Raw genomic sequence first — 20,531 nt, 5'->3', positions numbered from 1 at the left:
CAGTGCATAAGTTGATTCAGGCATCCTGCCAACTGCACCACTGCCCTTCCCAGTTACGGAATCGGTAATGGCGCTGTCCATCGCGAACTTCGAAGTACGGCAAGTCCTCAGGTTTTTCAAAGTCCAGCAGCGGCACCGTAAACTTGCCTTGGGCGTGCGGTAGAACATATTCCGGCAGGGCGATATTGGACACTCGCCGCTTGAGGCGATCCATGATGGCGATGGCCTGACTGATCGAGGCCTTGTATTCCGACGCCCCGGGTGAAAACGGCATGAAGTGATATAAGTAATAAGGCTTCACACCCAAACGATAAAGATCGATAAACAGTTTATGCAGGGTCGCTTCATCGTCGTTGACGCCGCGCAACAACGGCATGTTGGAAAACACGATCGGCACCACGCCCTGAATACGCTTGACCGCCACCGCAAAGTCAGCGCTGAGTTCGAGCGGATGGCAGACGTGCACGCCAAACGCATTGACCTTGTACTTTTCCAACATCGCGATCAACTCATCGGTCACGCGAAACGGGTTGAAACTCAAGGCCCGCGAGTGAACGCGGATCAGCAGGTCGTCACTGATTCCGCGCAGTGCGGCCAGGTACTCTTCAAGCTTGCGGTCGGCCAGCATCAGCGGATCGCCGCCGCTGAGAATCACTTCTTCGATGGCCGGGTTGGCGCGGATGTACTCCACCGATTCCATGAAGGAATCCCGGCTGGCGTTGGCCTTGTCAGTGCCCACCTGCAACGTGCGCAGCGCTTCGAAGCAGAACTGGCAATAGGCATTGCAGGTATTGGTGGTGCGCAGGATGACGCGATTGTCGTACTTGTGCTGGCAGATGGGCGTCTTCATTTCATGGCCCAGCTCCCAGTTCTCGGAAGTGCCATCGTAATCACCCTCGATCTGCTCACTCCAGTACGGCACCACTTGCCGCCACAGCGGGTGGTCCATGACTGTGCCACTGGTGAGGGAACGCTTGATCAGATCGATGTAGTAAGGCGTGATCTGCATCTTGCGCCCGAGCAGGTTATGTTCGATGTGCGCAGTCGTTTCCTCGCCCCAACCACCGCAGGCAGCGCGAAGCGTCGGCTCATCACGCAAGGCATTCTTCTGCTGCCAGCGCCAGTCCTGCCACTGCACCGAGCGGTGAATTTCTTGATCAAAAATCGACATGAGTAGGTACTCTCTGTTCAGGCAAATGAACGCGTGCCCTTCCCTGGCGGGAACAGCGATATTCGCAACAATGACAATCGACTTGGGCGGCAGGCGGCGATCAAATGGCCGATGCAATCAGCCACGTTGAAAAGTAATAACAACTTGTTATAGAGGGGGTCGGATAAGCGACGGAGACGGTCATTTAACACACTTCCTTTTTTTTAAAATTATCTGACTTCCATGCCGACACCTACTTAAGCCGAAGCGTTCGACAGCGTCAATAGAATATCCCTCGTTTTTTTCAGGATTCCAACCACGCCTGCGTCCACCTCCCGCAAACATAGGCAGTCAGCCGTTAAAACGCATTCATTTAAAAAGTAAATAACACCGTGAATACTTCGTTCAGCCTCCCGCAACAGTATTTTTATACTTATATAACTACGTAGTTCGGCGCGTATCACTCTGCCTCGGCGCGCACCTGGCCTGCACCCGGTCCCTCGGTGCCCATGCGTACGGCCGCCTGTGCTCCTGAAACATTTTCTTTCATTTCCCGCTTAGGGATTTCTCATTCTCATTCGTCTTAACTTAGATACAGCCCGTCGCGTCAGCAAAAGCTACGACCGGCCTTTTCCGGGCCTCCATCGCCCCTTCCATCAAGACCCTCATCCACATGTCGAAGAAGTCACGCTCAAAACTCTGGTTTCTCGTACACAGCTGGTTGGCATTGCCCATCTGGTTCTTTGTCCTGATCGTCTGCGTCACCGGCACCCTGGCGGTGGTCAGCCAGGAAATCGTCTGGCTGGCCAACCCGGATATCCGCGCGAGCAAGCCGTCGGATGACGCCCAACCGCTGAGCTTTGATCAGGTGATCGCCGCCATCAAGCGCGACGAGCCTCAGGTCATCGTGCGCTCAATCATCCGTCCCGACGAATCGCACTTCGCGTTGATGGTCGGCCTCAGCTATCCGGACGGGCGTTCGGTCGATGCCTATGCCAACCCCTACACGGGCGCCCTCCAGGGCATCAGCCCGGCATTCGACTTCCAGCAATTCACCCGCGCCCTGCATGGCTGGTGGCTGGTGCCGTTCACCAATGGCTACAGCTGGGGTTGGTACCTGGTGTCGCTGCTCGGACTGCCGTTGCTGGCCTCGTTGATCACGGGCCTTGTGGTATACAAGCGTTTCTGGAAAGGTTTTTTGCGCCCCACCCTGCGCATCCGCCACGGCGCGCGGATTTTCTGGGGCGACTTCCACCGCCTGAGCGGTATCTGGTCGATCTGGTTCATCGCCGTCATTTCCATTACCGGCACCTGGTTCCTGATCCAGGCGATTCTGGGTGACAACCAGATCTCCATTTCCAGCGAGCCCATCGTGCCGGTGATTGCCCGGGAAAAGGTGCCGCTGTCCGCACCCGGCGTGCCGGCTCCGATGATTGCCCTGGACGACGCGATCAAGATCGCCACCCAGCGCATACCCGGACTGGAAGCCACCTTTGCCTTCCTGCCGCTCAATGCCTACAGCCACCTGCAGATCGGCGGGCGCGGCTGGTACCCGCTGATGTTCCAGACCGCGCAACTGAACCCCTACAGCGGTGAAATCGCCGTTTCGCACCTGCTGTCCGACCGCACCGCGCTGGAGTTCGTCACCGAGTCCATGCGCCCGCTGCACACCGGTGACTTTGGCGGACTGTGGATCAAGCTGATCTGGGCCTTCTTCGGTCTGGTGCTGAGCATGATGGTGTTGAGTGGCTTGCTGATCTGGACCAAGCGCACCGCCCTGGCCACCCTCAACGCCCTCAAGCGCGAGGCCAAGACCCCGCGCCGGCCTGTGCCCACCCCAGCCCTGCAGGCTGAAACCTCGGAGACTCACTGATGAGCAGAGTCGCGGCCAAACCCTCTTCATCCCTGCGGGCCTGGTGGCTGAAGTGGCGTTTCCATATAAACATCCTGCTGTTGCTGGTGCCGCTGGGCTTCATGCCCAAGTATTTTGCCGACGCCGCCCTGTTTCGCGGGGATGCCGGCATTGGCGAGCGGGTCGCCGGGGACATTCAAGTCGGCCCCTGGAGCCTGACCCTCGCCGAGTTTCGCAACGAAGGCCCGCGCCCGGACCCGGCCGGCCCGATGAAAGCGTTTAACGCCGCCCTGTGCGCCACCTGTGCCAAGCAGGTCAAGGCCACTTACCTGCGCATCGGCAAGCCCCGCAGCCTGCGGGCCGCCGGGGTGATCTTCTTCGGTACGCCGTACCGCATGGGCGCCATCGTGCCGGTGCCGGAACGCACGCCGATCGATGCCGAGCTGTGGGTCACCATGGAAGGCTGGGACGGCACTATGCACCAGGGTTCCATCCCGCTGAGCCAGGCCTCGCCTGCCACCATTGCCTGGCTGAACAAGCAAGGAGTTAAACCATGATATTCAAGCGCCTGACTCGGGCTGGTTGCGCACTGTTGCTCAGTGCCGGCGTCAGTCAACTTGCCCTCGCTCACAACCCGATGTGCGAATGCAAGGAAATCCCCGGCGAGCAGATCCAGTGCAAGGGCGGGTTCTCCGACGGCAGCGGGGCTCCGGGGGTGACCCTGGATGTGATCGGCTACGACGAGACCATCCTGGTGCCGGGCAAGCTCGGTGAGGATTCGACCCTGACCTTCAAGAAACCCACGGCCGAATTCTATGTACTGTTCGATGCCGGCCCCGGTCACGTGGTGGAAATCGACCAAGCGGATATCCAGGCGCCATGAGTACCGTACAGGTAGTGCGCCCGGCCGGCGCGGGGCATGAAACCCTCTATGTGCTCGTGCTGTGCCTGATCATCCTTGCGGTGGCGGGAACGGTGGTGGCCTGGCACGGTGAAACCCAAGAGGTCGCAGCAGTGCCCAGCCACCAACTGGATGCCCGACGTGACCTGAGCGCCGCCGAACAAGGCATCTACGCCGACCTGCGGGTGACCCTGGATGAAATCCGTTTGCTGCAGCAAGAGCAGGACGCCCTGCCGACGCCGGACCAATTGGCAGAAGAAGGCTTTGCGCCGTTCGCCCAGGACGCCAGTTCCGTCAGCCGTGGCGGTCATCGCTGGCAACTGCTCGCGCCCTCGACCTACCTGGGCTTGAGCCAGGCCACCGACACCAGTGGCTCGCTGTTGATGCGCGTGCAAGGCACCGAGCCGGATATCTGGCTCAACCGTGGCAAACACCTGGCCGTCCCCTCCGACCTCACTGACCAGGCGCTGATCGCTGCCGGCTGGCAGCAAGTGGTCGCGCAATTCGATGCCGGCGTGACCCGCCAGCACCGCCACTGAACGAGAAGACCGATTGCCCATGTCCATTTCATCTCCCCTGTTGCGCCTGTTGCTGGTTGGTCTGTTCAGCCTGATCCTCGCTCCCCTGGCGAACGCCGAGGCGAGCAAACGCTTGCGCATCGGCATCACCTTGCACCCTTACTACAGCTACGTGGCCAACATCGTCGGCGACAAGGCCGAGGTGGTGCCGCTGATTCCGGCGGGCTTCAACCCCCATGCCTACGAGCCGCGCGCCGAAGACATCAAGCGCATCGGCACCCTGGACGTGATCGTGCTCAATGGCGTCGGCCATGACGACTTCGCCGACCGCATGATCGCCACCAGCGAGCGCCCGGACATCCCGGTGATCGAAGCCAACGCCAATGTGCCGCTGCTGGCCGCCACCGGCAACGCCGCACGCGGTGCGGGCAAGGTGGTCAACCCGCACACGTTCCTGTCGATCAGTGCGTCGATTGCCCAGGTCAATAACATTGCCCGCGAGTTGGGCAAGCTCGACCCGGACAACGCCAAGACCTACACCCAGAACGCCCGCGCCTACGGCAAACGTCTGCGCCAGATGCGCGCCGATGCCCTGGCCAAGCTGACCAGCGCCCCCAACCCCGACCTGCGCGTGGCCACGGTACACGCGGCCTACGATTACCTGCTGCGCGAGTTCGGCCTGGAAGTCACCGCCGTGGTCGAACCGGCCCACGGCATCGAACCGAGTCCCAGCCAGCTGAAGAAAACCATCGATGAACTGCGCGCCCTGGACGTGAAAGTGATCTTCTCGGAAATGGATTTCCCGTCTTCCTATGTCGACACAATCCAGCGTGAATCCGGGGTCAAGCTGTATCCGCTGTCACATATTTCCTACGGCGAATACAGCGCCCAGAAGTACGAAGTGGAAATGACCGGCAACCTTAATACTGTGGTCCGGGCGATCCAGGAGTCGGGGACATGACGGCGGCAGAACACCTGAACATTGTGAGCAACGGCCCGACGCTGGACTTCGACAACGTCTCGCTGACCCTGGGTCGTACCGTGATTCTCGATGGCGTGAGTTTCCAGGTACAGCCCGGCAGCATCCACGCGCTGGTCGGGCCGAACGGCGGCGGCAAGAGTTCACTGATCAAGACCCTGCTGGGACAAACACCGCATCAGGGCCGATTGAGCCTGGAATGGCCGGCCACGCCCGGCACCATTGGCTACGTGCCCCAGGCCCTGGAGTTCGACCGCGGTTTGCCGATGACCGTGGATGATTTCATGGCTGCCATGTGCCAGCGAAGGCCGGCGTTTCTTGGCCTGTCCCGGCACTACGCCGGTGCGATTGGCGAGGCACTGGAGCGGGTCGGCATGCAGGACAAACGCAAGCGGCGCATGGGTGCGCTGTCCGGTGGCGAGCGCCAGCGCGTGTTGCTGGCCCAGGGCCTGATTCCGGCGCCGCAATTGCTGGTGCTGGATGAGCCGATGTCGGCGTTGGACGAGGCCGGTATCCAGGTGTTCGAACGCTTGCTCAGCGACTGGCGCCTGGCCGGAATCACCGTGCTGTGGATCGAGCATGACCTTGAAGCCGTTGGCCGTCTGGCCGACCAAGTGACCGGCTTGAACCGGCGCGTGCTGTTCGACGCCACGCCTGAGCAAGCGCTGACCCCGGATCGCCTGCTGACCCTGTTTTCCACTCACCCTCGGAGCCCGGCGCAATGAGTTATGAAGCGTTTCGCTTGATGGTCCAGGGCTGGGCGTCTTCCGGCTATTTGCCGGAGGCGCTGGCTTACGGTTTTGTGGTCAACGCGCTGCTCGCCGGGTTGCTGATCGGCCCGGTATTGGGCGGACTGGGCACGCTGGTGGTGGTCAAGCGCTTTGCGTTTTTCTCCGAAGCGGTCGGCCATGCCGCACTGACCGGCGTGGCCGTGGGCATCCTGCTCGGTGAACCCTACACCGGGCCCTACGGCAGCCTGTTCGGCTACTGCCTGCTGTTCGGCATCCTGCTCAATTACCTGCGCAACCGAACCGGCCTGGCGCCGGATACGCTGATCGGCGTGTTTCTGTCGGTGTCCCTGGCGCTGGGCGCCAGCCTGCTGTTGATCCTGGCCGGCAAGATCAATGTGCACATTCTGGAAAACGTGCTGTTTGGCTCGGTGCTGACGGTCAACGGCAACGACTTGCTGGTGCTGGCGGTGGTCGGTGCGCTGGTGATGGCCCTGGCGTTGCCGCTGTACAACCGCATCATGCTCGCCAGCTTCAACCCGCAACTGGCGGCAGTGCGCGGCGTGGCGGTGAAGACCCTGGACTATCTGTTCGTGATTCTGGTGACGCTGATCACCGTCGCTGCGGTCAAGGTGATCGGGGCCATCCTCGTCGGTGCCCTGCTGGTAATTCCGGCGGCGGCGGCGCGGCTGTTGAGCCAGTCGCTCAAGGGCTTCTTCTGGGTTTCGGTGGCAATCGCTACCGTCAGTACCCTGTGCGGCATCCTGCTGCCGATCATCTTCGACCTGCCTGTGCCGTCCGGTGCCGCGATCATTCTGGTTGCCGGCATCGCCTTCGCCTTCGCCGCCATCGCGCGCGGCACCGTGCCCAGCCTCAAAGGGAATCTTGGATAATGCGCCCTGTCTTTCGCCCACTGGCCCTGACCATTGCCTGCTTGCTCAGCACCTCGGCGCTCGCCGTCGTGGATGGCTTTCAAACCAGGGACTTCGTTGCCAACCATGGCCTTGGTCATGCCGCGCTGACCAAGGCCAAAGCGGTAAAGCCGGTCAAGGTGCTGGCTTCATTGCCGATCACCTACGGCCTCGCCGACATGCTGCTCAAAGGCTCCGACGTGCAGCTCGAACGCGCGGCACCCGCCAATTTGCCCGGTACGCGGCAAGTGTCCTACTTCACCGGGCGCGGTGCGCCGGCACTGAGCCAACTGGCCCAGGATGCCGATGCCGCCATCGGCCTGCGCTCGCTGTGGGCGGATGATCCGCTGTACCCCGTGGCGCGGCGCAGCAACATCCGCATTGTCGAAGTCGACGCCGCGCGCCCGGTGGACGGCGGTTTGCCGGGCATCGCCGTGCAGCCGGGCGTCAGCGATGGCTTGAACAGCCAACCGTGGCAGTCGAGCAACAATATGGGGCGCATGGCCGATGTGTTGGCGGCGGACCTGAGCCGCCTGGCGCCGGGCGCCAAAGCGCAGATCGACGCTAACCTGGCCGCGCTCAAGCAACGCCTGCTCAAGCTCACCGCCGACAGCGAGGCGCGCCTGGCCAGGGCCGATAATCTGAGTGTGGTCAGCTTGAGCGATCACTTTGCCTATCTGGTCAGCAGCTTGAACCTGGAAGTGCTCAGTACCGACGCACGTCCGGATGCAGACTGGACGCCTGACGCGCTGCAAACGCTCAGTGCGCAGTTGAAGGACAATGACGTGGCGCTGGTGCTGCACCACCGCCAGCCGAGTGAGGCCGTGAAAGCGGCTGTCAGTGCCGGCGGCGCCAACCTGCTGGTGTTGAACGTAGACGGTGCTGATCCTGTGACAGAGCTGGAAACCAATGTGGATCAGGTGATCAAGACGCTGATGCCATGACGTCCACCCCCACATGAATCGCATCATGGCGCCAGAACTCCAGGTCGCAATCGATCAAGCGCTGGTGCTGGTCATAGTTGACCCGGGCGATCCGCAAGCCCGGGCTGCCCACCGATACGCGCAATGCAGCGGCGGCTTCTACCGGCAATGAGGTCGGCACGATCTCGAAACGCACCCGCCCGTAGTGCAAGTCGTACTTGCGCGCATAGAGTTCGGTCATCGACTGATTCAAATCGCACGTCAGGATTCCCGGGAAATAGTGGGGGTTGAGGTAGTGCTCCACGTACAGCACCAGACGCCCGTCGATCCTGCGGGCCCGGCAAATCTGGATCACGCTGGACAACGCCGGCAATTGCAGCCACGCACACACCGCCGCCGACGCCGGTTGCAGCCGCGCGCAAATGACCTCAGTGGAGGCCACGCGCCCCTGGTCGCTGACCATCGCGTGAAAGTGGCTGCGTTGCATCAGGTTATAGGCCAGCCGGGGTGGCGAAACGAACCAGCCCCTGCGCTCCTCGCGATAGATCTGCCCTTGGGCCTCAAGCTGTAGCAAGGCTTCGCGCACGGTAATCCGGGTGGTACCGAACAACTCGCTGAGCTTGCGTTCGGCGGGCAGTTTGCTGGCAGGCGGCAACAGGCCATGATCGATCTGCTCTTGCAGCGCCAGGCCGATGGAGGTTACCGCCTTGATTGCCTCGTCACGCATCAACGTTACCTATCTGGACTAGACCAGCACCGTTCAGGTGCATAAAACGCGCTCTTCCTGGGCTTGTGCTGCTGCGTGCCAGCCTAGGCATTGCAGATGACCGACAGATGACAACGGACGTCGCTGCCCGCACCACACCCTGCAATACATCGGCCAAGTCCATGGCCTGCGGGCACTTTGGCATGGTCTACGCTATGTCTGAGCTGAACGACACCCGTGCTTCAAAAACGACATCGACATGAAACTGTCATCCATCGGGCCTAGATTGGCTCAGGTATTGCTGACCTAGACCACACCCTCGCCAACGTTCATATAAAACGCCGCGTGTAAAACGCCCAAAGGAGCTTCGGATGAAACAGCTTTTCCTGGCATCACTGTTAGGCTCGACCATTGCCATGTGCACCGCCGCCATGGCCGCTGATACCGATCTAAAAACCTTGGAAGCCGCCGCCAAGAGCGAGGGCGCCGTGAACAGCGTCGGCATGCCCGATGACTGGGCCAACTGGAAAGGCACCTGGGACGACCTGGCCAGGATCTACGGCCTCAAGCACATCGACACCGACATGAGCTCGGCCCAGGAAATCGCCAAGTTCAAAGCCGAAAAAGACAATGCCAGCGCCGATATCGGCGACGTAGGCGCGGCCTTCGGTCCCATCGCGGTGAAGCAGGAGGTCACTCAAGCGTACAAACCTTCCACCTGGGCTTCGGTACCGGATTGGGCGAAGGACAAAGACGGCCACTGGGCGCTGGCCTACACCGGCACTATCGCGTTCATCGTCAACAAGAAATTGCTGCACGGCTCTGAAGTCCCGACCAGTTGGGCCGACCTGCAAACCGGCAAATATAAAGTGTCGGTGGGTGACGTAAGCACCGCCGCCCAAGCCTCCAACGCAGTACTCGCCGCAGCCATCGCCAACAAGGGCGACGAGAAAAACATCGCACCGGGCCTGCAGTTTTTCACCAAGATTGCCCAGCAAGGTCGCCTCGGCCTGTCCAACCCGACCATCGCCACCCTGGAAAAAGGCGAAGTCGAAGTGGGTATCGTCTGGGACTTCAACGGCCTGAGCTACAAGGCCAAGATGGCCAACCCGGATGACTACGTGGTGCTGATCCCATCGGATGGCTCGGTGAAATCCGGCTACACCACGATCATCAACAAGTACGCCAAGCACCCGAACGCCGCCAAGCTGACGCGCGAATACATCTTCAGCGATGCCGGTCAACTCAACCTGGCCAAAGGCAATGCCCGTCCGATCCGCGCCGAAACCGACTTGAAGCTGCCGGCTGACATCGCCAAAAACCTGATCCCGGGTGAGCAGTACACCAAGGCCAACCCGCAACCGATCAAGGATGCCGATGCCTGGGAAGCCACGTCCAAGAAACTGCCGCAGCTGTGGAACGAGCAGGTCATTGTAGAAATGAAGTAAGCCTGTACCCCACATTGGAGATCCACTGGAGATCCAATGTGGGAGGGGGCTTGCCCCCGATAGCGGTGGGTCATGCAACCAACTCATTGACTGATCTGCTGCTATCGGGGGCAAGCCCCCTCCCACACTGTTGCACCGTTTCCAACGGGAAATCGAGTCACGCCTGAAATCTTTGTCGCGGAGCCCCAGCCCCCATGAAGCACCCTGTCATCCTTGTCGTGCTCGACGGCCTGAACGCCGGGGTCGCCCGGCACGCCATGGGGCACTTGCAGGCTTATGTCGGCGCAGGACGCGCAGCCTTCTACATACTGGAATGTGAACTGCCCGCCCTGTCCCGCCCGTTGTATGAATGCATCCTGACCGGCGTGCCGCCGATCCAGAGCGGCATCGTCCACAACAACGTCGCGCGCCTGTCCAGCCAGCGCAGCATTTTCCACTACGCCACCCGTGCCGGCTTGACCACCGCGGCGGCGGCTTACCATTGGGTCAGCGAATTGTATAACCGCACGCCCTTTCTCGCCGCCCGTGATCGTCATACCGACGATGCGGCGCTGGCGATCCAGCATGGGCATTTCTACTGGAATGACCACTACCCGGATTCTCACCTGTTTGCCGACGCCGAAAGCCTGCGCCTCAAGCACGCGCCGGACTTTCTGCTGGTGCACCCGATGAACATCGATGACGCCGGTCACAAGCACGGCCTCGACAGTGCGCAGTACCGCAACAGCGCACGCTCGGCCGACATTATTCTGGCCGATTACCTGCAAGGCTGGCTCGACGCCGGTTACCAGGTGCTGGTCACCGCCGACCACGGCATGAACAACGACCGCTCCCACAACGGGCTGCTGCCGGAGGAACGCGAAGTGCCCCTGTTTGTACTGGGCGACGCCTTCAGCCTGGATGCCACCGCCGCGCCGAAACAGACCGATCTGTGCGGCACCGTCTGCGAACTGCTCGGCGTGCCCCACGACAAACCGGTCTGCCGGGAGTTGCTCAAATGAGTGCCATGGTTCGCGGCAAATGGCTGGCTTTACTGTGCCTGGTGCCCTTCGCGCTGTTCTTTATCGTGTTCCAAATCGCGCCGTTGGCCTGGGTGCTGATCAACAGCCTGCAAACCGAAGACAGCGGCTGGAGCGTGGAGAATTTCACGCGCATTTTCAGTTCGAAGTTCTACCTGCAGGCGATCCAGTTCAGCCTCGAGATCAGCTTCTACTCCAGCGTCTTCGGCATCATCATCGCCACGCTGGGCAGTTACTCCCTGCGCCGGGTCGATTCGCCGCTGCGCAATTTCGTCACGGCGTTTGCCAACATGACCAGCAACTTCGCCGGCGTGCCCCTGGCCTTCGCGTTCATCATCCTGCTGGGGTTCAACGGCAGCATCACCATCATGCTCAAGCAGGCGGGGATCATCGAGGATTTCAACCTGTACTCGAAAACCGGCTTGATCCTCCTCTACACCTACTTCCAGATCCCCCTCGGCGTCCTGCTGCTGTACCCGGCCTTTGACGCCCTGCGTGAAGACTGGCGCGAATCGGCCGCCCTGCTCGGCGCCAATGGCTGGCAGTTCTGGCGGCATATCGGCTTGCCGGTCCTGACCCCCGCACTGCTCGGCACGTTCGTGATTCTGCTGGCCAACGCCCTTGGCGCCTATGCCACCGTGTACGCCCTCACCACCGGCAACTTCAACGTGCTGCCGATCCGCATCGCGGGGCTGGTTTCCGGTGACGTGTCACTGGACCCGAACATGGCCAGCGCCCTGGCCGTGGTGCTGGTGGCGCTGATGACCGTGGTCACGGTGGTCCATCAACTGCTGCTCAAGAGGAGCTACCATGTCTCGCGCTGATGCCGGCCCGGCGTCCCTCTACCATCGGGTGGTGGTGTACGTGCTGTTCCTGATCCTGGTACTGCCGCTGGCAGGCACCTTTGTCTATTCGATCTCCAGCAGTTGGTCGGCCACCATCCTGCCCGCCGGCTTCAGCCTGAAATGGTATGTGCAGCTATGGAGCGACCCGCGCTTCCTGATGGCCTTCGGGCAATCGCTGCTGGTGTGCGTGGGTGCACTGATCCTGTCGGTGCTGCTGATTCTGCCGCTGCTGTTCGTGGTGCACTACCACTTCCCCAGGCTGGATGCGCTGATGAACATCCTGATCCTGCTGCCGTTCGCGGTGCCGCCGGTGGTGTCGTCGGTGGGCCTGCTGCAACTGTACGGGTCCGGGCCACTGGCGATGGTGGGTACGCCGTGGATTCTGATCGGCTGCTACTTCACCGTGGCGCTGCCGTTCATGTACCGCGCAATCACCAACAACCTGCAGGCGATCAATCTGCGCGACCTGATGGACGCCTCGCAACTGCTCGGCGCCAGCACCTGGCAAGCGGCGATCCTGGTCGTGCTGCCCAATCTGCGCAAAGGCCTGATGGTGGCGCTGCTGCTGTCGTTCTCATTCCTGTTCGGTGAGTTCGTGTTCGCCAACATCCTGGTCGGCACTCGCTATGAAACCCTGCAGGTGTACCTGAACAATATGCGCAACAGCAGCGGCCATTTCACCAGTGCCGTCGTGATCTCCTATTTCTTTTTTGTGCTGGTGCTGACCTGGGCCGCCAATATCTTGAACAAGGACAAAAGCCAATGAGCTTCGTCAGCGTCCAACACCTGCAAAAAAGCTACACCGGCACCCCGGTATTCAGCGATATCAACTGCGAAATCGCCAAGGGCGAGTTTGTCACCCTGCTCGGCCCGTCCGGTTGCGGCAAGTCGACCTTGCTGCGCTGCATCGCCGGGCTGACCTCGGTGGACAGTGGGAAAATTCTGCTGGATGGCCAGGACATCGTCCCGCTGAGCCCGCAGAAACGGCAGATCGGCATGGTGTTCCAGAGCTACGCGCTGTTCCCCAACATGACCGTGGAACAGAACGTTGCGTTCGGCCTGCGCATGCAAAAAGTCAACGCCGACGACAGTCACAAACGGGTCCAGGAAGTACTGCAACTGGTCGAGCTCAAAGACCTGGCCGGCCGTTATCCGCACCAGATGTCAGGCGGCCAGTGCCAGCGCGTCGCCCTCGCCCGCTCACTGGTGACCCGCCCGCGCCTGTTGCTGCTGGATGAACCACTGTCGGCGCTGGACGCACGGATCCGCAAACACCTGCGCGAGCAGATCCGCCAGATCCAGCGCGAACTCGGGTTGACCACGATTTTCGTCACCCATGACCAGGAAGAAGCCCTGATCATGTCAGACCGTATCTTCCTGATGAATCAGGGCAGGATCGTACAGAGTGGCGATGCCGAGACCCTCTACACTGCGCCGGTGGATGTGTTCGCCGCCGGGTTTATCGGCAACTACAACCTGCTGGATGCCGACAAGGCCAGCCAACTGCTGCAACGGCCGATCAGTGGGCGCATCGCGATCCGCCCCGAAGCCATCGAACTGAGCCGCACCGGTGAACTTGATGCGCGGGTGCGCAGCCACAGCCTGCTGGGTAACGTGATTCGCTATCGTATCGAAGCCCGTGGTGTGGAGTTGGTGGTGGATGTGCTTAACCGCTCTGCCGACGATCTGCATCCGGACGGCCAGCGCCTGGCACTTTCCATCGACCCCAGCGCGCTGTGTGAAGTAGCCTGACGGGCAACGACTGAATGAGAGAGCATTTCGGATGGCATTGGTAATTTTTGATCTGGACGACACCCTGATCCATGGCGACTGCGCCACCTTATGGAGCGCGCAGATGGGCCGCCTGGGCTGGGTCGACCCTGAATCGTTCATGCGCAGGAACGACGAGCTGATGGCTGCCTACGGCCGAGGCGAGCTGCGCATGGAGGACTTCATGGATTTCAGCCTGGAGCCGATGATCGGCCGCACCCCGCAAGAGATCGAACACCTGGTGGAGCCCTGGGTCGAGGACGTGATCGAGCCGCTGATCTACAGCGACGCGACCCGCACCATCGCCCGTCACCGCGCGAAGGGCGACCGGATCCTGGTGATCTCCGCTTCGGGCACGCACCTGGTCACGCCGATTGCGGCGCGCATCGGCATCGACGAAGTGCTGGGCATCGAGCTGGAGGTCAGCCACGGCGTGTACAGTGGCAAGACCGAGGGCGTACTGACTTACCGTGAGGGCAAGATCACGCGCTTGCTGGCATGGCTGGAGCAGGAAGGCGAAACCCTGGACGGCGCGTATTTCTATTCGGACTCGCGCAACGACCTGCCGTTATTGCTGAAGGTGGATCATCCGCAGGTGGTGAACCCCGACCCGGTATTGCGGGCCCACGCCGAACAGGCCGGCTGGCCGATTCATCACTGGGCCTGAACCCACGAAGATCTCCTGTGGGAGATCCCATGTGTGAGGGGGCTTGCCCCCGATGGCGGTGGATCAGATGAAACATTCTTCACTGACACAGCGCTATCGGGAGCAAGCGCCCTCCCACATGGGTCCTACTACAACTCTGGAATATTCAACGCGATGAGAGCCCGCTTCCACCACGCGAACGCGAACTTGACCTACATTGCAGGTAGGACCGAGCTATTACACCACTCGACATGACCCTCGACGCCTTGCAATGCTCTCACAGTGCCTCCATAGTGAGTCTGGACTGAGCCCGTTGCAGTAGCGTCGGGCTTTTTGCATTATGCGACCGGACCATATGGAACCGGCTCCCTCAAAGACGGCCTAATATGCGTTATCAATTGCCCCCGCGTCGAATCAGCATGAAGCATCTGTTCCCCAGCACCGCCCTCGCTTTTTTCATTGGTCTCGGCTTCGCGTCGATGTCGACCAATACGTTCGCAGCCAATAGCTGGGACAACCTTCAGCCTGATCGCGATGAGGTGATTGCCAGCCTTAACGTCGTCGAGTTGCTCAAGCGCCATCACTACAGCAAGCCGCCGCTGGACGACGCGCGCTCGGTGATCATCTACGACAGCTACCTCAAGCTGCTGGATCCGTCGCGCAGCTACTTCCTGGCCAGTGATATCACTGAGTTCGACAAGTGGAAGACCCAGTTCGACGACCTCCTCAAGAGCGGCGACCTGCAGCCCGGTTTCACCATCTACAAGCGTTACCTGGACCGCGTCAAAGCGCGTCTGGACTTCGCCCTGGGTGAGTTGAACAAAGGCATCGACAAGCTCGACTTCACCGAGAAGGAAACCCTTCTGGTGGACCGCAAGGACGCGCCTTGGTTGACCAGCACCGCCGCGCTCGACGACCTGTGGCGCAAACGCGTCAAGGACGAAGTGCTGCGCCTGAAGATCGCCGGCAAAGAGCCCAAGGCCATCCAGGAGCTGTTGACCAAGCGCTACAAGAATCAACTGGCGCGCCTGGACCAGACCCGTGCCGAAGACATCTTCCAGGCTTACATCAACACTTTCGCGATGTCCTACGACCCGCACACCAATTATCTGTCGCCAGATAACGCGGAAAATTTTGATATCAACATGAGTCTGTCCCTGGAAGGCATCGGTGCCGTCCTGCAAAGCGACAATGACCAGGTCAAGATCGTGCGCCTGGTACCGGCAGGTCCGGCGGACAAGACCAAGCAGGTCGCCCCGACCGACAAGATCATCGGCGTGGCCCAGGCTGACAAAGAGATGGTCGACGTGGTCGGCTGGCGCCTGGACGAAGTGGTCAAGCTGATCCGTGGCCCCAAGGGCAGCGTAGTGCGCCTGGAAGTGATTCCGCACACCAATGCACCGAACGACCAAACCAGCAAGATCGTGTCCATCACCCGTGAAGCGGTGAAGCTCGAAGACCAGGCCGTGCAGAAGAAAGTCCTCAACCTCAAGCAGGATGGCAAGGACTACAAGCTGGGCGTGATTGAAATCCCGGCCTTCTACCTGGACTTCAAGGCCTTCCGTGCCGGCGATCCGGACTACAAGTCCACCACCCGTGACGTTAAGAAAATCCTGACAGAGCTGCAGAAGGAAAAAGTCGACGGCGTGGTCATCGACCTGCGCAACAACGGCGGCGGCTCCCTGCAGGAAGCCACCGAGCTGACCAGCCTGTTTATCGACAAGGGCCCGACCGTGTTGGTACGCAACGCTGACGGCCGTGTCGACGTGCTCGAAGACGAGAACCCTGGCGCGTTCTACAAAGGCCCGATGGCATTGCTGGTCAACCGCCTCTCGGCGTCGGCCTCGGAGATTTTTGCCGGCGCCATGCAGGACTATCACCGTGCCTTGATCGTCGGCGGCCAGACCTTCGGCAAAGGCACCGTGCAGACCATCCAGCCGCTGAACCACGGCGAACTCAAGCTGACCCTGGCCAAGTTCTACCGGGTTTCCGGGCAGAGCACCCAGCATCAGGGCGTACTGCCGGACATCGATTTCCCGTCGATCATCGACACCAAGGAAATCGGCGAGAGCGCCCTGCCCGAAGCCATGCCGTGGGACACCATCCGCCCTGCGATCAAGCCGGCATCCGACCCGTTCAAGCCGTTCCTGGCGCAACTGAAAGCTGACCACGACACGCGGTCCGCCAAGGACGCCGAGTTCGTCTTCATCCGCGACAAGCTGGCCCTGGCCAAGAAGTTGATGGAAGAGAAAACCGTCAGCCTCAACGAAGCGGACCGTCGCAAGCAGCACGCCGACATCGAGAATCAACAGCTCGTGCTGGAAAACGTGCGCCGCAAGGCCAAGGGCGAGGACCCGCTCAAGGAGCTGAAGAAAGAAGATGAAGATGCACTGCCGACCGAGGCGGAAAAAACCAAGCCGGAAGACGATGCCTATCTGGCCGAGACCGGTCGTATCCTGCTGGACTACCTGAAAATCACCAAGCAGGTGGCCAAGCAGTAAATGATGGCAATTTAATGTGATCGCTCCTCGGAGTGTCATCATATAGACATCATTCTGTCGTGAAATAAAGGACCGCAGGTTTCAAGCCTGCGGTCCTTTTTTTTCGATCGAGATCGCCATGACCATGACCGAACAGCTGAATGCATTGGGCTCTATCCTGGCTCAAGGCAGTTTGCACAGCCTGTTCCAACCGATCATTTGCCTGTCTGAACGCCAGGTCCTCGGCTACGAGGCCCTCAGCCGCGGCCCTTCCAACAGCCCGTTGCACTCCCCCGTCGCCCTGTTCTCCATCGCCAGCCATGCCGGGCGCCTGAGCGAACTGGAAATGGCGTGCCGTGAAAGTGCATGCCGGCGCTTCAGCGAGCAGAAACTGCCGGGCAAGCTGTTTCTCAATATCTCGCCGGAATCCCTGGTGGAGACGGCGCACCAACCGGGGCGCACGCTGCAACTGCTGCGCGAGTTCGGTATTCCCCCCAGCCAGGTGGTGATCGAACTCACCGAGCAGACGCCCACCGATGATTTCAAGCTGTTGCAGACCGCGTTGCATCACTATCGCGACATGGGCTTTGCCATTGCCCTGGATGACCTGGGCGCCGGTTACTCCAGCCTGCGGTTGTGGTCGGAGCTACGCCCTGATTATGTGAAGATCGACCGCCACTTTATCGACGGTATCCACCAGGACGCCCTCAAACGCGAATTTGTCGGCTCGATCATGCAGATCGCCAAGGCCTCACGGGCCCAAGTGATCGCCGAAGGCATTGAACTGCCGGAAGAGTTGGCGGTGTTGACGGAAATGGGCGTGGACCTGGTCCAGGGCTACCTGCTCTGCCGTCCCCAGGAACATCCACCGCAGCAAGCTCGCCTGATGCTGCCCAAGCCGGACCACGCCAATATCGCCCTGAATGAAGAAGCCAGTGACCTCAGCGCGCTGCTCATTGAACAGCCGGCGGTGGATCAAGACACGGCAACCGCCCAGGTGCTCGAAGCATTCCGGCGCCAGGCCAACCTGAACTCACTGGCGGTGCTCGATACCCGCGGCCACCCGGTGGGCATCGTGCATCGACACTCGCTGTCGGACGCGCTGCTCAAACCCTTCGCGACCGACCTGTTCGCACGCAAGCCGATCAGCCGCCTGATGAACGATGACTTTCTGGCCGTAGAGTTGAGCCAGTCCCTGCAACAGGTCAGCCGCTTGCTCACCAGCCGCGCGCGGCAACGCATCGAAGAAGATTTCATCATTACCTTGAATGGCGATTATCTGGGCCTGGGCCGGGTCATCGATGTGCTCAAACTTATCACCGAGCTGAAAATCCAGCAGGCGCGCTACGCCAACCCGCTCACCCTGCTACCGGGCAACGTGCCGATCCAGCAGTGCCTGACGCGCCTGCTGCAGCAACAGCGTGAATCGGTGATCTGTTACGTGGATATCGACAGCTTCAAGCCCTTCAACGATATCTATGGTTATGGGCGCGGTGATGAGGTGCTGTTGTGCCTGGCACAGTGCCTGAACGACCGGGTCGATCCCAGTCGCGACTTTGTCGGGCATATCGGTGGCGATGACTTTCTGCTGGTGCTGGGCCCACAGGACTGGCGCAAACGGCTCAATCAACTGCTGGACGACTTTCACACCCAATGCCGACGCTTCTACCGCGCCGAGCACCTCGACGCCGGCTGCTTCACCGCACTCAACCGCCAGGGCGTGCGCCAGGAGTTCGCCCTGCTTTCACTGTCGATTGGCGTGGTGCATTTGTATCCACAGGCCTGTGCACAACTCGATGCCAGCCAGTTGGCAGAGCTGGCGTCGCAGGCCAAGCACCATGCCAAGGACATCGCCGGCTACAGCATCCACGTGATCGACAGCCTGGACCTGCTCTCGGCTTAAGCCTCGGCGGACTCGGGATACTCGTATTCGAACACCCGCACCACCTCCGAAGCGTGCCAGGAAGCGGCGGCCACGCCGTCGGAAGGCCCGCTGAAACGCCCCAGGCGCTCCACGCATTCAAAGAACCCCGTGCGCGGCAGGCGGCTGGCACCCTGGCTGATCACCAGGGAACTGCGCAGCGGCTGCTCGGCCTTGGCGTCCAGCGCCGCCAGGTGCTCCAGGGCGGCGGCCAGCGTCTGCATCGCCGGCGTCGGAAATTGCAGGCGCTCGAGCAGCGCACGGTAGGTCAGCAGATGGCGCTGGCGGCGCGCCTGGTCCAGTTCGTTGAGTAATCCATCCCAATGTTGACGGCTGATACGTAGGCTCAAGATTCATCCCTCCAACCTGCAACGCCCAATTCCCAGGCCAGGCTGCGGCGAATGGCGGCATCCGGCTGGCGTTCACCACTTTCGATCAAACCAAGATACGAGGGGCTGATACCCACTGTGCGCGCCAGGGTTTCGATGGCCAGGCCCTTGGCCTCGCGCAGGCCGCGCAGGGCTGCGAGCGGGCGCAGTTGCTGGTCGGTGGCAATCGGTGCGGCAGAGGAAGAAGCCAGTGTGGGTGGTGGCTGACCGGCCGCTTTTAGCAGCGCCTGGTACTGGTCCCATGGCAACACCGCATATTCGGGTTCGCCATCGCGTGAAATGATCTGAATATCCATGACTGCCCCGTAGGATAAAAACACTTACCAAGTAAGTTATTTCCTTACTCCTTCCTTGGAAGTGTAATCCTAACAGCCACGGAGGTCGCAGTGGATAGCCAAAAGCATTAGTTTTTTTGCGGGTTTTCCTGGGCGAGCAGCTCGGGTGTGGCCGGCAGGCGCTCGACCACGGCCAGCTTTTCAGGGCGTTGCGCATCGCGCCAGGCGCGAAAAGCGCTGAGCTCACCGCTCAGGGTCTTCATGACCCACGCCAGCACGGCGATATCATCGAACATGCCGAACATGGGAATAAAATCCGGAATCGCGTCAATCGGACTGAGGAAGTACATCAGCCCCGCCACCACCGAAATCAGCGCCTTGGGGCTGATTGCCCGATACTCGCCGCGCCAGTAGGCCAGGCACAGGGCCTGGAGCAGCTTGAGGTCATCCTTGAGCTGGCCCAACCGATTACCCTGGCTCGAACCTTTGGCCGCGACAGCAAACAGCAGGGTCGGCAGACGGCCACGCCCCAGCAAGCGCGCGGCTATGGGCAGGAAACGGGTGAAATTGAAGGGTGGTTTCATGTGTCACTCCAGTTCCATACGACAGAAAGGTTATCCACACAAATTGTGGATAACCTTGTGAACAGAGCCTTTTTTCCTGGCTGAAAGCCACGGACTACAAGGCTTGCAGTCAGATCGGGCGTTTTTTGCGCACATCAGAAAATCCCAATATTTCATTGACTTGGCAGGTCTGTGCGGCTACCCGTGTTCGAGTCTTATATCAGACTGTGTCAAGTTGGGGACGTTCGTTCGGATTTGCAGAGGCTTCAATGTGACAGCTGGCGCGCCTGCAGTAGCCTACCTCCAGAGCCCCCAACCGTAACCACGATGCGAAGCGAGCCGCTCTTGATCTGCTTTTGATCTTAGGCGCCCCGTTAACCACGCTGGCCGAACGCAGGCTTGAATCCGTGGGTAACCCGGCAGGACGCCGGGTTAGCCGCCCCGCGCCATGGATGGCGCGTGGCGGCGGCCCACGGATTCAAGCCTGCGTTCGGGCACACCGAGCCT

Annotated in this window: 21 protein-coding genes; 16 read left to right on the top strand and 5 right to left on the bottom strand. The window is 60.7% G+C overall.

Going from position 1 to position 20,531, the window contains the following annotated elements; translation table 11 throughout:
- Positions 1-16 precede the first annotated feature (16 nt).
- Positions 17-1,171 (bottom strand): KamA family radical SAM protein, encoded by a 1,155-nt coding sequence (locus CIB54_RS26215; RefSeq protein WP_101221380.1) that lies wholly within the window; start codon positions 1,169-1,171, stop codon positions 17-19.
- Between the two features lie 652 nt (positions 1,172-1,823).
- On the opposite strand from CIB54_RS26215, the gene CIB54_RS26210 reads away from it, so the two are divergent.
- The 8 genes from CIB54_RS26210 to CIB54_RS26175 are packed head-to-tail and all read left to right on the top strand — an operon-like array spanning position 1,824 to position 7,983.
- Positions 1,824-3,023 carry a PepSY-associated TM helix domain-containing protein gene (locus CIB54_RS26210; protein WP_065951100.1) on the top strand — a complete coding sequence of 400 codons (1,200 nt, stop codon included), beginning with the start codon at positions 1,824-1,826 and terminating at the stop codon, positions 3,021-3,023.
- On the top strand, positions 3,023-3,559 hold the full coding sequence (locus CIB54_RS26205; protein WP_101221379.1) for a thiamine pyrophosphate-binding protein: 537 nt from the start codon (positions 3,023-3,025) through the stop codon (positions 3,557-3,559). The genes CIB54_RS26210 and CIB54_RS26205 overlap by 1 nt, the downstream gene beginning before the upstream one ends.
- Positions 3,556-3,885, top strand: coding sequence for a hypothetical protein (locus tag CIB54_RS26200; protein ID WP_065951102.1), 330 nt, complete (start codon positions 3,556-3,558; stop codon positions 3,883-3,885). Before CIB54_RS26205 ends, CIB54_RS26200 begins: the two co-directional genes overlap by 4 nt.
- Positions 3,882-4,442 (top strand): DUF6162 family protein, encoded by a 561-nt coding sequence (locus CIB54_RS26195; protein WP_065951103.1) that lies wholly within the window; start codon positions 3,882-3,884, stop codon positions 4,440-4,442. The genes CIB54_RS26200 and CIB54_RS26195 overlap by 4 nt, the downstream gene beginning before the upstream one ends.
- Positions 4,443-4,461: 19 nt before the next feature.
- Entirely contained in the window at positions 4,462-5,382 is a 921-nt protein-coding gene (locus CIB54_RS26190) for a metal ABC transporter substrate-binding protein (RefSeq protein ID WP_065951104.1), read from the top strand.
- The gene (locus tag CIB54_RS26185) at positions 5,379-6,125 is read left to right on the top strand and encodes a metal ABC transporter ATP-binding protein (protein WP_101221378.1); all 747 of its coding nucleotides are present in this window, start codon (positions 5,379-5,381) and stop codon (positions 6,123-6,125) included. Before CIB54_RS26190 ends, CIB54_RS26185 begins: the two co-directional genes overlap by 4 nt.
- On the top strand, positions 6,122-7,021 hold the full coding sequence (locus CIB54_RS26180) for a metal ABC transporter permease (protein WP_065951106.1): 900 nt from the start codon (positions 6,122-6,124) through the stop codon (positions 7,019-7,021). The genes CIB54_RS26185 and CIB54_RS26180 overlap by 4 nt, the downstream gene beginning before the upstream one ends.
- The gene (locus CIB54_RS26175; protein WP_101221377.1) at positions 7,021-7,983 is read left to right on the top strand and encodes a metal ABC transporter substrate-binding protein; all 963 of its coding nucleotides are present in this window, start codon (positions 7,021-7,023) and stop codon (positions 7,981-7,983) included. The genes CIB54_RS26180 and CIB54_RS26175 overlap by 1 nt, the downstream gene beginning before the upstream one ends.
- Here CIB54_RS26175 and CIB54_RS26170 read toward each other — a convergent pair.
- Positions 7,964-8,689, bottom strand: coding sequence for a UTRA domain-containing protein (locus CIB54_RS26170; protein ID WP_065951108.1), 726 nt, complete (start codon positions 8,687-8,689; stop codon positions 7,964-7,966). The genes CIB54_RS26175 and CIB54_RS26170 overlap by 20 nt on opposite strands.
- A gap of 350 nt (positions 8,690-9,039) precedes the next feature.
- On the opposite strand from CIB54_RS26170, the gene CIB54_RS26165 reads away from it, so the two are divergent.
- From CIB54_RS26165 to CIB54_RS26130, 8 genes are all read left to right on the top strand, one after another.
- Positions 9,040-10,116: an ABC transporter substrate-binding protein gene (locus tag CIB54_RS26165; protein WP_065951109.1), complete on the top strand. Its 1,077-nt coding sequence runs from the start codon at positions 9,040-9,042 to the stop codon at positions 10,114-10,116.
- A 194-nt stretch (positions 10,117-10,310) separates the two neighbouring features.
- Positions 10,311-11,117 (top strand): alkaline phosphatase family protein, encoded by an 807-nt coding sequence (locus tag CIB54_RS26160; RefSeq protein WP_101221376.1) that lies wholly within the window; start codon positions 10,311-10,313, stop codon positions 11,115-11,117.
- The gene (locus tag CIB54_RS26155) at positions 11,114-11,959 is read left to right on the top strand and encodes an ABC transporter permease (RefSeq protein WP_101221375.1); all 846 of its coding nucleotides are present in this window, start codon (positions 11,114-11,116) and stop codon (positions 11,957-11,959) included. The genes CIB54_RS26160 and CIB54_RS26155 overlap by 4 nt, the downstream gene beginning before the upstream one ends.
- A complete protein-coding gene (locus CIB54_RS26150) occupies positions 11,946-12,746 on the top strand; it encodes an ABC transporter permease (RefSeq protein WP_101221374.1) in 801 nt (266 codons plus the stop codon). The genes CIB54_RS26155 and CIB54_RS26150 overlap by 14 nt, the downstream gene beginning before the upstream one ends.
- Positions 12,743-13,732: an ABC transporter ATP-binding protein gene (locus CIB54_RS26145; protein WP_101221373.1), complete on the top strand. Its 990-nt coding sequence runs from the start codon at positions 12,743-12,745 to the stop codon at positions 13,730-13,732. The genes CIB54_RS26150 and CIB54_RS26145 overlap by 4 nt, the downstream gene beginning before the upstream one ends.
- A 31-nt stretch (positions 13,733-13,763) precedes the next feature.
- Entirely contained in the window at positions 13,764-14,417 is a 654-nt protein-coding gene (locus CIB54_RS26140) for an HAD family hydrolase (protein ID WP_065951113.1), read from the top strand.
- A 398-nt stretch (positions 14,418-14,815) separates the two neighbouring features.
- Positions 14,816-16,897 carry a carboxy terminal-processing peptidase gene (locus CIB54_RS26135; RefSeq protein WP_232790613.1) on the top strand — a complete coding sequence of 694 codons (2,082 nt, stop codon included), beginning with the start codon at positions 14,816-14,818 and terminating at the stop codon, positions 16,895-16,897.
- Between the two features lie 118 nt (positions 16,898-17,015).
- Positions 17,016-18,779, top strand: a complete 1,764-nt coding sequence (locus CIB54_RS26130; RefSeq protein ID WP_101221371.1) for a bifunctional diguanylate cyclase/phosphodiesterase — start codon at positions 17,016-17,018, stop codon at positions 18,777-18,779.
- On the opposite strand, the gene CIB54_RS26125 is transcribed toward CIB54_RS26130, so the two are convergent.
- The 3 genes from CIB54_RS26125 to CIB54_RS26115 form a co-directional block, all read right to left on the bottom strand.
- A complete protein-coding gene (locus CIB54_RS26125; RefSeq protein ID WP_005786715.1) occupies positions 18,776-19,147 on the bottom strand; it encodes a hypothetical protein in 372 nt (123 codons plus the stop codon). The two genes, CIB54_RS26130 and CIB54_RS26125, sit on opposite strands and share 4 nt — an antisense overlap.
- Positions 19,144-19,482, bottom strand: coding sequence for a helix-turn-helix domain-containing protein (locus CIB54_RS26120; protein WP_101221370.1), 339 nt, complete (start codon positions 19,480-19,482; stop codon positions 19,144-19,146). The genes CIB54_RS26125 and CIB54_RS26120 overlap by 4 nt, the downstream gene beginning before the upstream one ends.
- 107 nt (positions 19,483-19,589) lie before the next feature.
- The gene (locus tag CIB54_RS26115) at positions 19,590-20,045 is read right to left on the bottom strand and encodes a YkvA family protein (RefSeq protein WP_065932250.1); all 456 of its coding nucleotides are present in this window, start codon (positions 20,043-20,045) and stop codon (positions 19,590-19,592) included.
- Between the last annotated feature and the right edge of the window lie 486 nt (positions 20,046-20,531).

It is taken from the genome of Pseudomonas fluorescens (assembly GCF_002837185.1).
Lineage (GTDB): Bacteria > Pseudomonadota > Gammaproteobacteria > Pseudomonadales > Pseudomonadaceae > Aquipseudomonas > Aquipseudomonas fluorescens_AM.
The sequence above is the reverse complement of the archived record's forward strand: the minus strand, read 5'-3'. Positions and strand labels throughout refer to the sequence as shown.

Coding starts and splice junctions, on each gene's coding strand:
- CIB54_RS26215 (WP_101221380.1), bottom strand. CDS start 1,171: ATGTCGATTTTTGATCAAGAAATTCACCGCTCGGTGCAGTGGCAGGAC.
- CIB54_RS26210 (WP_065951100.1), top strand. CDS start 1,824: ATGTCGAAGAAGTCACGCTCAAAACTCTGGTTTCTCGTACACAGCTGG.
- CIB54_RS26205 (WP_101221379.1), top strand. CDS start 3,023: ATGAGCAGAGTCGCGGCCAAACCCTCTTCATCCCTGCGGGCCTGGTGG.
- CIB54_RS26200 (WP_065951102.1), top strand. CDS start 3,556: ATGATATTCAAGCGCCTGACTCGGGCTGGTTGCGCACTGTTGCTCAGT.
- CIB54_RS26195 (WP_065951103.1), top strand. CDS start 3,882: ATGAGTACCGTACAGGTAGTGCGCCCGGCCGGCGCGGGGCATGAAACC.
- CIB54_RS26190 (WP_065951104.1), top strand. CDS start 4,462: ATGTCCATTTCATCTCCCCTGTTGCGCCTGTTGCTGGTTGGTCTGTTC.
- CIB54_RS26185 (WP_101221378.1), top strand. CDS start 5,379: ATGACGGCGGCAGAACACCTGAACATTGTGAGCAACGGCCCGACGCTG.
- CIB54_RS26180 (WP_065951106.1), top strand. CDS start 6,122: ATGAGTTATGAAGCGTTTCGCTTGATGGTCCAGGGCTGGGCGTCTTCC.
- CIB54_RS26175 (WP_101221377.1), top strand. CDS start 7,021: ATGCGCCCTGTCTTTCGCCCACTGGCCCTGACCATTGCCTGCTTGCTC.
- CIB54_RS26170 (WP_065951108.1), bottom strand. CDS start 8,689: ATGCGTGACGAGGCAATCAAGGCGGTAACCTCCATCGGCCTGGCGCTG.
- CIB54_RS26165 (WP_065951109.1), top strand. CDS start 9,040: ATGAAACAGCTTTTCCTGGCATCACTGTTAGGCTCGACCATTGCCATG.
- CIB54_RS26160 (WP_101221376.1), top strand. CDS start 10,311: ATGAAGCACCCTGTCATCCTTGTCGTGCTCGACGGCCTGAACGCCGGG.
- CIB54_RS26155 (WP_101221375.1), top strand. CDS start 11,114: ATGAGTGCCATGGTTCGCGGCAAATGGCTGGCTTTACTGTGCCTGGTG.
- CIB54_RS26150 (WP_101221374.1), top strand. CDS start 11,946: ATGTCTCGCGCTGATGCCGGCCCGGCGTCCCTCTACCATCGGGTGGTG.
- CIB54_RS26145 (WP_101221373.1), top strand. CDS start 12,743: ATGAGCTTCGTCAGCGTCCAACACCTGCAAAAAAGCTACACCGGCACC.
- CIB54_RS26140 (WP_065951113.1), top strand. CDS start 13,764: ATGGCATTGGTAATTTTTGATCTGGACGACACCCTGATCCATGGCGAC.
- CIB54_RS26135 (WP_232790613.1), top strand. CDS start 14,816: ATGAAGCATCTGTTCCCCAGCACCGCCCTCGCTTTTTTCATTGGTCTC.
- CIB54_RS26130 (WP_101221371.1), top strand. CDS start 17,016: ATGACCATGACCGAACAGCTGAATGCATTGGGCTCTATCCTGGCTCAA.
- CIB54_RS26120 (WP_101221370.1), bottom strand. CDS start 19,482: ATGGATATTCAGATCATTTCACGCGATGGCGAACCCGAATATGCGGTG.
- CIB54_RS26115 (WP_065932250.1), bottom strand. CDS start 20,045: ATGAAACCACCCTTCAATTTCACCCGTTTCCTGCCCATAGCCGCGCGC.